The following is a 14350-nucleotide window of genomic DNA, read 5'->3' on the forward strand; positions in this document are numbered from 1 at the left end:
AGGGCAACGGCGCACATCTGTCCGTCACATTCGAAGCCTTTCGCCTTCCGGGTCGAAGGGCGGCCGTTCCAGGATGACTGCGTCATGGGGGCGGCCGAGGATGGCGACACTCACCTTGTCGCCCGGTTTCGCCATGTCAGCCTTGATGTAGCAGAGCGCCAGCGACATGCCGACCGTATAGCCGTAGGCGCCGGATGAAACATGGCCGATCGGGGTGCCGTCATGGAGAAAGATCGGCTCGCCGCCCGTGGCGTCCGCATCCGTGGCGTCGATCGATATCATGGCGAGCTTCTGCCTCGGACGCTTCCCTGCGATTTCCTGGTAGGGGACCTTGTTGAGGAACGCGTCCTTGTCAAGCTTGATCAGCCGGTCGAGAGCGCATTCCTGCGGCCAGTATTCCGGCGAATACTCGCGGCTCCAGCTGCCATAGCCCTTTTCGATGCGCAGCGAGGCGAGTGCGCGTGAGCCGACCGGGCCCGCGCCGAGAACCGCGCCGGCCTCCAGCAAGGCGTCGTAGAGCCCGACCTGCCGGTCGGCGTCGCAGTAGAGTTCCCAGCCGAGATCGCCGGTGAAGGAGACGCGCAGTGCGACGACCTCGACGCCGGCGACACGCATCCTGCGCGACCGCATGAAGGGGAAGTTCTCGTTGCAAAGGTCGTCATTCGTCAGGCGCATCAGCAACTCGCGCGATTTCGGCCCGGCGATGTTGAAGGCGCAAAGGCGCTCCGTCATCGAGGTAAGGCTCGTGCCCTCGGGAAGCGGAACCGCATTGAAGAAGCGCTGGTGGTAGCGTTCCGCCATGCCGGAGCCGAAGATCATGAAGTCGTCGTCGCCGAGCTTCGTCACGGTGAAATCGCCAGCAATGCCCCCCGCTTTCCGATGAGAGGCGTCAGGCACGACCGGCCGACCGTCGTGGGCATGCGGTTGGCGAAAAGCGCGTTCAGCCATTCGGAGGCACCCGGTCCCATCACCGCGTATTTCGCAAAGTTGGAAATGTCGATGATGCCGGCGCTTTCGCGCAGCATGCGGGCCTCGCGGCCGACGGGCGCCCACCAGTTCTGGCGGGTAAAGCCGGTCGTCTCTTCCTTCGGCTCGCCATCGGCGGAAAACCAGAGGGGATGTTCCCAGCCGAAATTCAGGCCGAATACGGCGCCCATCGCCTTCTGTTTCTCATAAGCCGGCCGGGTGCGAACGGGGCGTCCGGCCGCCCGCTCTTCGTTGGGGAAATGGATCTTGAAACGGTGGCTGTACTGGTCCTGCACACGCGCCTTGGTGAAGGACTTGTTCGCCCAGTGGCCGAAGCGCGCCATGTCCCAGCCGAACATGTCGAGCGACGGCTCGCCCTCGATCATCCATTCCGCCGCAAGTTTGCCCATGCCGCCCGACTGCGAGAAGCCGGGGATGATGCCGTTGCAGCAGAAGTAGTTCGTCATTTCCGGCACGGGGCCGAAGAGGACCGCGCTATCGGGCGACCAGATCATCGGCCCGTTGATGACGCGCTTGATGCCCGCCGTTCCGACCACCGGCACGCGGTCGATGGCGCGCATCATGTTTTCCTCGATGCGCTCGAGGTCGTCGGGGAAGAGTTCGTGACCGAAGCCGAGCGGGGTGCCCTCCTCGGCCCAGAAGCGCATGTCGCGCTCATAGGCGCCGATCAGCAGGCCCAGGCCCTCCTGCCGTAGGTAATACTCGCCGTCGCGGTCCGCCACGGAAGGCAGCCGCCGGTCGAGGGCGGCGATCTCCGCTATGGTCTCGGTCACGAAGTACTGGTGTTCCGTCGGCATCAGCGGAAGTTCGAGGCCCGCCATGGCGGCGACTTCCCGGCCCCATAGTCCTGCAGCGTTGACGACCCACCGGGTGCGGATGTCGCCCTTCGGGGTACGTACGATCCAGCTGCCGTCCGCCTGCGCCTCCGTACCGGTGACGGGCGTGAAGCGGTGGATTTCGGCGCCGCGCTTTCGCGCGCCTGCGGCATAGGCCATCGTCACGCCGGAGGGGTCGACATTGCCGCCCTCCGGCTCGTACATGATGCAGCGGATGCCGTCGAAGTTGACGAGCGGATGCAGCCGTTCCGCTTCGTCACGGCCGATCTCGTAGAAGTTCATCTTGTAGCGGCGCGCCTTGGCCTCCTGGAGCCTTAGCTGGTGCTCGCGCGCCTCGGTCTGCGCAAGATAGAGCGAGCCCGGCTGGAAGATGCCGCAGCCTTGCCCGGTCTCGACCTCCAGCTCCTTGTAGAGCGCCATCGTATAATGCTGAAGCAGGCTGATATTGGTCGAGTCGTGCAGGCCGTGGATGTTGGCGGCCGCATGCCAGGTCGATCCCGACGTCAGTTCGCTGCGCTCGAGAAGCACGACGTCGGACCAGCCGAGCTTGGTGAGATGGTAGAGAATGGAGCAGCCGATGAGACCGCCGCCGATGACGACCGCTTGAGCGTGGGAGCGCATGGAAATCCAGCCTTGAAACGATGACCTCTGCCGCCGGCGGATCTCTGCCGGCGCGGCTTCAGTTTAGGGACGGGCTGTCTTTTGCAAAGCGGCGCAGGGCGGGAAATCGGCCCCTTTCGTCATCGGATGGACAAATAAAACGAGGTCATTGATCTCGCAATTTTCGTTTGTTGCCGGATGGGCTCTGGCTAGTCTGAAATCGGCCCTTTCGGTGTCGGGGGTGAACCGGTCAGCCGATCACCTTCTGAGCCTCGGCGATGATCCAGTCGCGCACCTTCGAGACGGTCGTTCCCCTCGACGCCTGCCCTTCGGCGAGGTAGTAGTTCCACGCGCTCTTGGTGCGGATCTGGAACGGCTCGACAAGCAGGCCGCGATCCACATAGGTCCGCGCCAGCGACTGGGTGGTCACGATGCAGCCGGCGCCGCTCGCCGCCATTTCCAGCGCGATATTGGTGGAATTGGTGGAAAGCCGCTTGTCGTTCGCGGAGGCGTCTATACCGAGCGCATCGGCCATTTCCTGCCAGAACTCCTGCCGCCCGTGCACCGCGATCCAGTTCGATTTCAGAACGTCGGCCGGCGTCCTGATCGCATTCTGCCCGTGAACGAGCTGGGGCGCGCATAGAAGCACAAGCCGGTCGTTCCACAATTGCATGCCGCTTGCCGGCATGTTGTCGAAGCGGCGGATCGAAATGAGGATATCGGCGATCTGCTCGGTCGAATCCTCCCAGATCGTGCCGTGCAGAAGGATTTCAACGTCGGGATGTTTCCTGCTGAACCCGGCGACGCACCTTGCCAGCCAGTTTTCGGCAAGGCTCGTCGGGCAGGAGATGACGACGGTTTTGTTGCGCGCCGACGCAAGTACCGCTTCCGTGGCGAAGTCGATCTGGTTCAGAGCCTGGCGCAGGGTCGGAAGAAAGGCCTCTCCCATCTCGGTCAGCTTGAGGCTGCGCGGATAGCGGATGAAGAGCTGACGCCCGAGATATTGCTCGAGCGCCCGTACATGATTGCTGATGGCGGCCTGCGTATAGCCCAGTTCGTTGGCCGCCTCGGTGAAGCTGAGATGCCGGGCGGAGCATTCGAAGGAGCGGATGTAGTTCAATGGCGGCGGCGGCTTCATCTGAAAGTTCCCCTTTTGCTCCATGCTAGTCAGGCCCGTCCGGGACTTGCAAGGTGCACGCGTGCCATGACATGGTTTTTTTTGGCCATTGCCGCCGAACTTATCATGTGAAGACCGGTGCGTGATTGGCCATAGTTTCGGGGAGCGGAACAGAAAAAGCATAAGTATCCCGAGCAGGGCCTTCTATGGCGCGGCTGCGCGGATCAGGGGATGAAAGGCAGTTCTCGATGAGCGGCAGACGCGGCGGCGGAAGACGATCGCGGGCAATCCGGGGCGGCGACGGTATCTCGCAGCTGCCATGGCAGGAGGTCGTCAACACCTATTCCCCGATGCAGCTTCTCGACGAGGATCGTCTCGAGGCGCTTCATCGCAATTCGATGCGCATCCTCTCGGAAATCGGTATCCGCGTCATGAGCGAAAAGGCGATGGCGCTGTTCGAGAAGGCGGGCGCCATCGTCGACCGCGAGAACCTGATGATCCGCATCGACGAATCCATCGTCGAGGCGGCGCTCGCCACGACGCCGTCTTCCTTCACGCTGACCAGCCGCAATCCCGAAAAACGCCTGACGATCGGCGGCAATAGGATCGCCTTCGGCCTCGTGGCAGGTCCTCCGAACGTGCACGACCGGATCAACGGCCGGCGGCAGGGAAATCTCGCCGATTACCAGAACTTCACGCGTCTCGCCCACCACTTCAACGCGATCCACATTCTCGGGAACCAGGTCTGCGCGCCGATGGAGCTGCCGGCCAATTCCCGGCACCTCGATACCTATAAGGCGAACATCACGCTCAGCGATCTCTCATTCCATTGCACCGCCATCGGGCGGGGGCGGGCCGTGGACGGCATCAACATGATGGCGATCGCGCGCGGCATCAGCGTCGAGGAGATGCGCCGATCCCCGGCGTCATCACGATCATTTCGGTGAATTCGCCGCGGCTTTTCGACGATGCGATGGCGGACGGACTGATCGCCATGGCCGAGCACGGGCAGCCCGTGACCATCACGCCCTTCACGCTGATGGGCGCCATGACGCCGGTGACGCTTGCGGCGGCACTCTGCCAGCAGAATGCCGAGGCGCTGTTCGGCGTCACGCTTGCGCAACTGGTCAATCCGGGTACGCCGGTCATGTATGGCGCATTCACGTCCAATGTGGACATGCGGTCCGGCGCCCCCGCCTTCGGCACGCCGGAAAACGCCAAGGCCAACATCATCGCGGGTCAGCTCGCGCGCCGCTACAAGCTTCCCTATCGCACGTCGAACGCCAATGCCTCCAACGCCGTCGACCTTCAGGCGGCCTATGAGACGGAGATGGCCACCTGGGGTGCGGTGCTCGGGGGTGCCAACCTTATCTATCACGCTGCCGGATGGCTCGAAGGTGGCCTGACGGCCTCCTATGAGAAGCTGGTGCTGGACGTGGAGATCCTGCAGAACATGATGGGCTTCCTCGAGCCCATGCCATTCTCCGAGGACGATCTCGGTTTCGACGCCATCAAATCGGTACCGGCCGGAGGACATTTCTTCGGTTCCGAACATACGATGGCGCGATACGAAACTGCTTTCTACCAGCCGATGCTGTCCAACTGGCAGAATTACGGCAGCTGGCAGGAGGCCGGCGGGCACGACGCGCTGGAGCGCGCGACCGGCATCTGGCAGCAAGCCCTGAGCGAATACGAGGAACCGGTCCTCGACCCGGCGATCCGGGAAGAGCTCGATGCCTACATGATCAAGCGGCGAGCGGAGATCGGGGCGGGCGAACCTTGAGGGGCAGATGAGGGATACGCAGGAAATCCGCTTCGCGGTTTTGATGTTTCCGAACTTTCCGCTGATGGCCTTCAGTTCGGTCATCGAGCCGTTGCGCGCAGCCAATACGCTCTCCGGCAAGCGCTGCTATTCCTGGATTACCGTGGCGGCCGGCGAGAAGATCACGGCATCGAACGGCATCGGTATCGAGCCGGACTTTCATGTGCGCAACGCACCGGAGGTCGACCGGATTGTCGTGTGTTCGGGCGGTGACGCAGAGCATCTCGTTGCGGACGAGGAGATGGCGTGGATCCGCAAGAATCTCCGATCCGGTGCGCAACTCGGTGCGGTAGCCGATGCTGCCTTCTTCCTGGCGCGCAAAGGGTTGCTCGACGGCCATTCCTGCACGCTCCACTGGACCAGCCAGCCGGCCTTCAAGGAAGCATTCCCGCAGCTCGACATGCGCTCGGACCTCTATGTGATCGACCGCCGCCGCTTCACTTCCGTCGGCGGCATCGGCAGCCTCGACATGATGCTGGACATGATCGGACGGGACTATGGCGCCGAGCTCGCCGACGGCGTCGCCGGCTGGTTCATGCACAGCCCGCTGCGACCCGACGCCGATCGCCGGAAGCTGACCTTGCGTATCCGGAGCGGCATCGCCGACGACCTCGTCCTTTCCGCTGTGGCGATGATGGAGAATGCGATCGAGGACCTATTGCGGATCGGGGACCTGGCCGACCGGCTGAATGTCTCGTCCGATAAGCTCGAACGCGCCTTCAAGGCCGAACTTGGCGTGTCGCCCAACAGCTATTACCGCAATCTGAGGCTTGGTCACGCGGCAGACATGCTGACGCATTCCAGTCTCAAGGTGAATGAAGTCGCGGTCGCCTGCGGGTTCGGAAATGCCGCCAACTTCTCCCGCGCCTTCAAAGAGCAGTTCGGATATGTCCCGCACAGCGTTCGCCGCCGCGTTTCGCGAGCGGGCGAGGCGCCTCGCGCAGTCGCGGGGCTGAAATAATGAAACTCTGCGGATTCCGGCATAGATACCGCGGAATTTGCGCAAATGCGCGCTCCGACTCTTCTCCATCCTGCTGGAAAAGGAGAATGTCATGAGCATTGTTGTATTCGATCCCGACAGCGTGGATGACGTGGACTTCAAGGACCGGATGCGCCATCCGGAGGCAGCCGATCCGGCCGGCGGCATGTGGCTTTCGGACACGGAACCGTCCTTCATCGACGCCGACGCCCTGCGCAAGGGGAGGCTGAAGAAGCTTCGCGGCTGGATGCGCGCGGCCGGCTACGGCGCGGTGGTCCTTTTCGATCCCTATAACCAGCGCTACGCGACGGGCTCCCGAAACATGTTCGGGTATTTCCTGCGCAACTCCACCCGCTATTTCTTCATCCCCACCGAAGGTCCGGTCGTCCTCTTCGAATATCCGCAGAGCTATCATGTCTCGATGGTCCTCGACACGATCGACGAGGCCCGCCCTTCCAAGCTTGTCTGGTCCTCCGTCTCCGGTAAGGACGATGAGACCGCCGGGCCCTTCGCGGACGAGATTACCGATTTGCTCAAGCAGCATGGCGGCGGGTCGATGAAGCTCGGCATGGACCGCTGCAGCCATCTGCAGGCACTGGCGCTCGAAAAGCGCGGGTGCGAGGTAAAGGACTGTCAGGGTGAAATTCTCGCCGTGAGGGCCGTCAAGACTCCCGAAGAGATCAAGTGCCTTCAGGTATCCATGGCCGGCGCCGAAGCTGCCGTGGCCGCCGTACGCGAAGCGATCAAGCCGGGCGTTTCCGAAAACGAGCTCTTCGCGATCATGTATCATGAAGTGATCCGGCAGGGCGGCGAGTTCATCGAGACCCGGCTGCTGAGTTCCGGCCAGCGAACCAATCCCTGGTTCAACGAGGCAAGCGGCCGCAAGATCAGGCCGGGCGAACTCGTGGCCCTCGATACCGATACGATCGGCTGCTACGGCTACTATTCCGATTTCTCGCGAACCTTCCGCTGCGGTCCCGGCAAGCCGACCCCTTACCAGAAGTCGCTCTACCGAATGGCCTACGAACAGGTTCAGCACAATATCGACATCGTCAAGCCGGGCATGGCCTTCCGCGAGATCGCCGAAAAGGCCTGGAAGATACCGGACCGCTTCGTCGATCAGCGTTACACGTCCGTGATGCACGGCGTCGGCATGCACGGCGAGACGCCGTTCATCGCCCATGCGATGGACTACGAGACCTACGGTCGCGACGGATGTCTCGTGCCCGGAATGGTCGTCTCGGTCGAAAGCTACATCGGCGAAAAGGGCGGCCGCGAGGGCGTGAAACTCGAAGACGAGATCCTCATCACGGAGAACGGCACGGAACTCCTGTCGCGCTTTCCCTATGAGGACGAATTCCTGAGCGGGGAGACTTGATGAAGAAACCGTTGCGGATCGACCGCGCAAAAGCTGCCGCTCTCTTTATCGATCTCCAGGAGGAGCATCGCCACGACGAGCGCTATCTCGTAGACGGTTACGAGACGGTGCTCGGCAATGCCGCGCGCCTTCAGGAGGCGGCCCGCCGCAGCGGCATCCCCGTCTTTCATTGCGCCTATATCGTCGATCTCGCCGAGAATCGTCGCCCGTTCCATCCCATCGGACCGGATGGACGTTCCGCCTTCAGCGACAAGGACGATCCGCTCACGGCGATCTGCCCGGAGGTCGCTCCGCTTCCGACGGAGCGGCTGCTTGTCAAAAACGAAGCGAGCGCCTTCGGCAAGAGCCCCTTGATCGGCGAATTGCGGGACGCTGACGTGGAATGGCTGGTGATCGCCGGCGTCTGGACCGAGGCTTGTGTCGATGCAACGGTCAAGGACGCGATCAACCTTGGCCTGCATGTCCTGCTCGTCAAGGACGCCTGCGGCAGCGGCGGCCTTGCGATGCACCAGACCGGCATTCTCAACCTGGCGAACCGCCTCTATGGCGGCGCGGTCGTCGATGCCGAAGCTGCTTGCGCCCTTCTGAAAGGGGATACGGTCGAAGCATGGCAGGTCGAGGGATCGGTGCCCCTGCGCTACACTTTCGGGAATGCCGCTAAACTGTACGGCGAACTCTGACGAGCGTTTGACAGGGGCGCGCATCAGTGCGGAAGGCCGGGTGTCCCGCCTGCCACCCGCTCTGACTTATTGGAATCGGTCACGCACGGTTCAGGTCGAATCCGACCGAGACATCGTGACCCAGTTTAGGAAAGGCAGGCCGCAACGAATGGAGATCATACGGTTCATCATCGACAATCTGGACATCATAGGCACGCGGACGATCGAGCACATTTCGATCGTCTTCCTGGCGGTCGGGATTGCGATCGCGACGGCCGTGCCGATCGGGATTGCGATCACGCAGTCGAAGAGCACGGCCGATACCGTTCTCTATCTCGCGTCGATGATGATCACCGTTCCCTCGATTGCGCTGTTCGGCCTGATGATCCCGCTGCTCTCGCCGATCGGCCACGGCATCGGCTATGTCCCGGCGGTCGTAGCCGTCATTCTCTATTCCCAGCTTCCCATCATCCGCAACACCTACACCGCCATCACCAATGTCGATCCGTCTCTTCGAGAGGCCGCGAAAGGCATGGGGATGAGCACCTGGCAACGTTTGCGCCAGGTCGAAATCCCGCTTGCCATTCCCGTCATCATGGCCGGCGTCAGGACTGCCGTCGTCATGAACATCGGCGTGACGGCGATCGCGGCATATATCGGCGCGGGCGGCCTCGGCACGTTCATCTCGCGCGGCATCAGCCAGTCCGATCCCCGTCAGCTGGTGACCGGGGCGCTGGCGGTCTCGCTGCTTGCGATCGCAGCCGACCTTTTCCTCGCGCTCGTACAGCGCCTTCTCACATCACGCGGTATTCAGGGGGAGGTCACGCCATGATCCGGCTCGAAAATCTGACGAAGCACTACGGCCCGGCGCATGATCCCCTCATTGCCGTCGACAATGTAAGTTTTGACTTACCCACAGGAGAGATCTGCGTGCTGCTCGGCCCTTCGGGGTGCGGCAAGACGACGACGATGAAGATGATCAACCGGCTGATCCAGCCCACCAGCGGCAAGGTCTTCATCAACGGCAAGGACACGAGCACCATCGATCCGATCAAGCTGCGGCGGAGCATCGGCTATGTGATCCAGCAGATCGGCCTTTTCCCGAACAAGACGATCGAGGAAAATATCTGTGTCGTGCCAGACCTCCTCGGCTGGGATCGCCGCAAGTCGCGCGACCGTGCCAAAGAGCTCCTCGAACTTGTCGGTCTCCAGCCCGACCTTTTCCTCACGCGCTATCCGAAGGAACTTTCAGGCGGCCAGCAGCAGCGTGTCGGCGTCCTGCGCGCGCTGGCGGCCGATCCGCCGGTCATGCTGATGGACGAACCGTTCGGGGCGATCGATCCGATCAACCGCGAAGTCATCCAGGAAGAATTTCTGAAGATGCAGCGGGAGATCCGCAAGACGATCATTTTCGTCTCGCACGATCTCGACGAAGCGGTGAAGATGGCGGACAAGGTCGCGATCTTCCGCAGCGGCAGGCTCGAACAATATGCCGCGCCCGACGAGTTGCTCGCCCGTCCCGCCAACAGCTTCATCGAAGACTTCCTAGGCTCCGACCGGGCACTCAAGCGGCTGAGGCTCGTTTCGGTGCGCGACGCCATGGAGACGGGTTTCATCACGGTCCGGAGCTCGGACTCGGTCGAACATGCGCTCGAGCGAATGCGATCGTCGCGCAGCGCTGCAGTCTTCGTTCTGGACGCCGACGGCGCACCGCAATCTCTCTTGAGCGAGCAGGTGGCGGAGCTGCGCTCCGGTACGGTGGGCGATCATGCGGAACCGGTAAAGTCCGCCGTCCCGACCACCGGCGATCTGAGGCAGGCCGTGTCGATGATGTTCGCACACGACATGGCGCTGCTGCCCTGCGTCGACGAGGGCGGGCGGATGGCGGGCGTGATGAGCTACCGTTCCATCGTGCACAATCTCGGCCATGGAGGGAAGGCATGAGCGCTCTCGCCGGCCAGGCCGCACCGCAGCATCGCCGCCGGATCGAGACCGCACCGATGATCGTGCTCGTCGTGCTGGCCGGAGCCGTCGCCTGGCTGTGGTGGAGCGGAATGGCGGAGGAAATCCTCGCCTATTCCGACGACATTTCCTATCTCGCCGTGCAGCATCTGGAGCTGGTCGCCTGGGCGGGAGGGCTCGCCATCCTTGTGGCGGTACCGGTCGGCATCGTCCTTTCGCGGCCTGCTTTCCGCCTCGTTTCGGAAGCAGTGATGCAGATCTTCAATATCGGCAGCACCGTGCCGACGCTCGCGATCCTGGCGCTTTCGATGACGCTGCTCGGGATCGGTACGGTGCCCGCGGTGTTCGGCCTCTGGGCGGCCACCCTCCTGCCGATCGTGCGCAACACCTATGCCGGTCTGCGCGCCGTGCCGCCGCACCTTGTGGAGGCCGCAACCGGGATGGGCATGACGCCGCGGCAGGTTCTGTGGCGCGTCGAACTTCCGAACGCCCTCTTCGTGATCTTCGGCGGCATCCGCACGGCGCTCGCGATCTGCGTCGGCTCGGCGCCCCTGGTCTTTCTGATCGGCGCGGGCGGGCTTGGCGAACTGATCTTCACCGGGATCTCGCTGGACGAACTCCCGATGATGATGGCCGGGGCCATTCCCACGGCAATGCTCGCGGTCCTGGTCGATTTCATCGTCGGCCAGATTCAGTACTACCTCGTTCCACGGGGCATCAATCCGCTACGATAACAAAATGAGAGAGAGGAACTGAAATGAACTTCGCACCGAAACTTGCCAGAACCCTTCTGTCGGCGGCCGCCATCGCGCTCGTCACGACGACTGCCTGGGCCGCCAGCCTTACCGTCGGCGGCAAAAACTTCACCGAGCAGCTGATCATCGCAGAGATCACCAAGCAGCTCCTTCAGAGCAAGGGCCACACGGTCGACAAGAAAGACGGCATGGGCACGAAGATCGTTCGCGCCGCACTGGAGAACGGCGAGGTCGATCTCTACTGGGAATATACGGGGACGTCGCTCATCACCTTCAACAAGGTGACGGAACGGCTTTCGCCGGAGGAGACCTACAACCGCGTCAAGGAACTCGACGGTGAGAAAGGCCTCGTCTGGCTGGCGCCGTCCGCGGCGAACAACACCTACGCCTATGTCATCAAGCCGGGCAACGCCAAGACGGACGGCATGGAGACGATCTCCGACCTCGCCAAGGCGTATAACGACGGCAAGGATGTCCTCATGGGCACGACGGCCGAATTTCCGAAGCGTCCGGACGGCCTGATCGGCTTGGAGAAGGTCTACGGTTTCGAAACCGGCCGAGCCAATATCCGGCCGATGGATCTTGGTCTCGCCTATAACGCTCTCGCCAATGGCGATCTCGACACGATCGCCGCGCAGGCGACCGACGGCCAGATCGCGGCGCTCGGATTGAAGACGCTGAAGGACGACAAGGGCTTCTTCCCCAACTATGCGCTGACCCCCGTCGTGCGCAAGGAAGTGCTCGACGCGAATCCGGATCTCAAGGAAACGCTCGAAGCGGTCTCGAAGAAGCTCGATGACGCCACGATGCAGCGTTTGAACAGCCAGGTCGATGTGGAGAAGAAGACCATCGAAACGGTCGCCGCCGACTATCTGAAGTCGCTAGGCATGTAAAACGCGCCGCATCTATCGACGAACGTCTCGTCCCGCCTGCAGGTTTTCTGCCGGCGGGCGGGAAGGGTGCGTGCCGGAGAGCCGGGCGCAGATATACCGGACCGGCCGTGCCGGCCGTCTTTTCGAGGAACTCCGAGAATGGTCAAAATATCAAACGTCCGCGTCCGCCCGCTGGTACTGCCGCTCAAGCAACCCTACCACTGGTCCTACGGCATCCGTGAATCCTTCGCGGTCAACCTCATCGAGATCGAGGCAGATGACGGCACGGTAGGGGTCGGCGAGTGCACGGTCGCGCCGGACCAGACCGGTACGGCGGCTATCCTCTATCGCCTCGCCAAACATCTCGTCGGCCATTCGCCCCATGATGTGGCGCCGCTCATCGCGCGCATCTTTCACCAGGAATATCTCGGACACGGCGCCAATATCATGCGGGCCGCCAATCAGATATTTTCCGGCATCGACATGGCCATGTGGGATCTGCAGGGCAAGCTCGCCGGCCTGCCGGTCCACCAGCTGCTCGGGGGGGCTCACCGGAAGGCGGTCGGCTACTTCTATTTCCTGCAGGGCGAGACCGCCGAGGAGCTTGCGAGCGATGCCGCGGTCGGTCACGCCGAGGGCGAGCGGGTCTTCTATCTCAAGGTCGGCCGCGGCGAGAAGCTCGACCTGGAGATCACCGCGGCGGTTCGCCGCGAGATCGGCGACGCGCGCCTGCGCCTCGATGCGAACGAAGGCTGGAGCGTCCATGACGCGATCAACATGTGCCGAAAGCTCGAAAAATTCGACATCGAGTTCATCGAGCAGCCAACGGTGAGCTGGAGCATTCCGGCCATGGCGCATGTCCGCGAGAAAGTCGGTATTCCGATCGTTGCGGATCAGGCCGCCTTCACGCTCTACGACGTCTATGAGATATGCCGCCAGCGTGCCGCGGACATGATCTGCATCGGCCCGCGTGAAATCGGCGGCATACAGCCGATGATGAAGGCGGCAGCCGTGGCGGAGGCCGCCGGACTGAAGATCTGCATCCATTCTTCCTTTACCACCGGCATCACCACCTGCGCGGAACACCACATAGGGCTCGCCATTCCCAATCTCGACGACGGTAACCAGATCATGTGGCAGCTCGTCCGGAAGGATATCGTCTCCTCGCCCGATCTGGCTCCCAAAAACGGCTGGCTGGATGCCTTCAGGAAGCCGGGACTCGGTTTCCAGCTCGCTGAAGACCTGGTCGCCGAAGGCGAAAGACGCTACGCGGCAAGTCGATGACACCGGTCGAAACCTCCCGTGAAAAGATCGAGGCAGTTTGCCTCAAGGCGCTGGCGGTCCATGGTGCGGCAGCCGAAAACGCACGCGCCGTGGCGAGCGCGATCGCCACGGCGGAGGCCGACGGCAATCGCGTCTGCGGCCTTTACTACCTGCCGATCTTCTGCAGGCACCTGGCGATCGGAAAGATCGCTGGAGAAGCCGTTCCCGAGGTGACGACGCGCGGTGTGACGGTCACGGTCGACGCAAGATCCGGCTTCGCACATCCCGCCATTGCCGCCGGTACGCCGGTCCTGATCGACCTTGCACGCCAAGCGGGCCTCGCGGCAATGGCGGTGCGCAACTCCTATAATTGCCTCGCCCTCGGTCATCACGTCCGGCCCCTTGCCGACGCCGGCCTGATCGGCATCTGCGTTTCGAATGCGCCTGCCTCCGTTGCGCCGCCCGGGGCGACGCGGGCGCTCTTCGGCACGAACCCGCTTGCCTTCGCCGTACCTTCGAAAGAAGGGACACCGGCAATCGTCGTCGACCAGAGCATGAGTGCCGTCACCAAGACCGAGATGATCCTGCGCCGCGATCGCGGCGAGGCAATCCCGATCGGCTGGGCGCAGGACGGGAACGGACAGCCGACGACCGACGCGGCCACCGGGCTGGAAGGCTCGCTGCTGCCCGCCGGCGGTCGCAAGGGCGCCAATATAGCCCTTCTCGTGGAAATCCTTGCTGCCGCCCTGACCGGTTCTGCCCTCAGCACGGAGGCGAGCGCCTTCGGAAGCGACGAGGGTGGGCCGCCGCATGTCGGCCAATTCCTGATCGCCATCGACCCTGGTCACTTCGCCGCCGATCGCTTCTGCGAAGCGATGGATAATCTGGTCGCCTCCCATGGCGCCGCCGCCGTAAGGCTTCCCGGCCACTCCGGACGAAAGCAGCCCGTTTTCGTCGATGCCGATCTCTGGAAGAAGGCGGTTTCGCTTTCGGAATCGAAGGACGGTCGGAATCCTTGTTAGAGGTGAAAGCGATTATCGATGGGTCGTGTCTATCTTGCGAAATAGCATTCCCTGCCATATATTTTGCACAGGAAATATGTTCTTGGATATGACGCAAG

The 14350-nt window shown here is 62.6% G+C and carries 10 protein-coding genes and 2 pseudogenes; 10 read left to right on the forward strand and 2 right to left on the reverse strand.

Annotated elements, in window-relative coordinates; all coding sequences use genetic code 11:
• Nucleotides 1-24: 24 nt before the first annotated feature.
• Nucleotides 25-2444: pseudogene (locus N0Q91_RS22265) on the reverse strand (FAD-dependent oxidoreductase).
• Nucleotides 2445-2673: 229 nt separating this feature from the next.
• The gene (locus N0Q91_RS22270) at nucleotides 2674-3561 is read right to left on the reverse strand and encodes a LysR substrate-binding domain-containing protein (RefSeq protein WP_100673278.1); all 888 of its coding nucleotides are present in this window, start codon (nucleotides 3559-3561) and stop codon (nucleotides 2674-2676) included.
• 227 nt (nucleotides 3562-3788) lie between these two features.
• Here N0Q91_RS22270 and N0Q91_RS22275 point away from each other — a divergent pair.
• The 10 genes and pseudogenes from N0Q91_RS22275 (at nucleotide 3789) to N0Q91_RS22320 (ending at nucleotide 14252) form a co-directional block, all read left to right on the forward strand.
• Nucleotides 3789-5323 (forward strand): annotated as a pseudogene (locus tag N0Q91_RS22275) (trimethylamine methyltransferase family protein).
• Nucleotides 5324-5330: 7 nt separating this feature from the next.
• Nucleotides 5331-6323, forward strand: a complete 993-nt coding sequence (locus tag N0Q91_RS22280; protein WP_018096329.1) for a GlxA family transcriptional regulator — start codon at nucleotides 5331-5333, stop codon at nucleotides 6321-6323.
• 91 nt (nucleotides 6324-6414) lie between these two features.
• Nucleotides 6415-7719: a M24 family metallopeptidase gene (locus N0Q91_RS22285; RefSeq protein WP_275598262.1), complete on the forward strand. Its 1305-nt coding sequence runs from the start codon at nucleotides 6415-6417 to the stop codon at nucleotides 7717-7719.
• Nucleotides 7719-8399: an isochorismatase family protein gene (locus N0Q91_RS22290; protein ID WP_275598263.1), complete on the forward strand. Its 681-nt coding sequence runs from the start codon at nucleotides 7719-7721 to the stop codon at nucleotides 8397-8399. Before N0Q91_RS22285 ends, N0Q91_RS22290 begins: the two co-directional genes overlap by 1 nt.
• Nucleotides 8400-8547: 148 nt before the next feature.
• Nucleotides 8548-9210, forward strand: a complete 663-nt coding sequence (locus N0Q91_RS22295) for an ABC transporter permease (protein WP_018096326.1) — start codon at nucleotides 8548-8550, stop codon at nucleotides 9208-9210.
• The gene (locus tag N0Q91_RS22300) at nucleotides 9207-10322 is read left to right on the forward strand and encodes an ABC transporter ATP-binding protein (protein ID WP_275598264.1); all 1116 of its coding nucleotides are present in this window, start codon (nucleotides 9207-9209) and stop codon (nucleotides 10320-10322) included. Before N0Q91_RS22295 ends, N0Q91_RS22300 begins: the two co-directional genes overlap by 4 nt.
• Nucleotides 10319-11074, forward strand: coding sequence for an ABC transporter permease (locus tag N0Q91_RS22305; RefSeq protein WP_018096324.1), 756 nt, complete (start codon nucleotides 10319-10321; stop codon nucleotides 11072-11074). Before N0Q91_RS22300 ends, N0Q91_RS22305 begins: the two co-directional genes overlap by 4 nt.
• A 23-nt stretch (nucleotides 11075-11097) precedes the next feature.
• Nucleotides 11098-11988 carry a glycine betaine ABC transporter substrate-binding protein gene (locus N0Q91_RS22310; RefSeq protein ID WP_018096323.1) on the forward strand — a complete coding sequence of 297 codons (891 nt, stop codon included), beginning with the start codon at nucleotides 11098-11100 and terminating at the stop codon, nucleotides 11986-11988.
• A gap of 138 nt (nucleotides 11989-12126) precedes the next feature.
• Entirely contained in the window at nucleotides 12127-13251 is a 1125-nt protein-coding gene (locus N0Q91_RS22315; RefSeq protein WP_275598265.1) for a mandelate racemase/muconate lactonizing enzyme family protein, read from the forward strand.
• Nucleotides 13248-14252 (forward strand): Ldh family oxidoreductase, encoded by a 1005-nt coding sequence (locus tag N0Q91_RS22320; protein ID WP_275598266.1) that lies wholly within the window; start codon nucleotides 13248-13250, stop codon nucleotides 14250-14252. The genes N0Q91_RS22315 and N0Q91_RS22320 overlap by 4 nt, the downstream gene beginning before the upstream one ends.
• Nucleotides 14253-14350 lie beyond the last annotated feature (98 nt).

The organism is Sinorhizobium prairiense (genome assembly GCF_029201645.2).
GTDB lineage: Bacteria > Pseudomonadota > Alphaproteobacteria > Rhizobiales > Rhizobiaceae > Sinorhizobium > Sinorhizobium meliloti_A.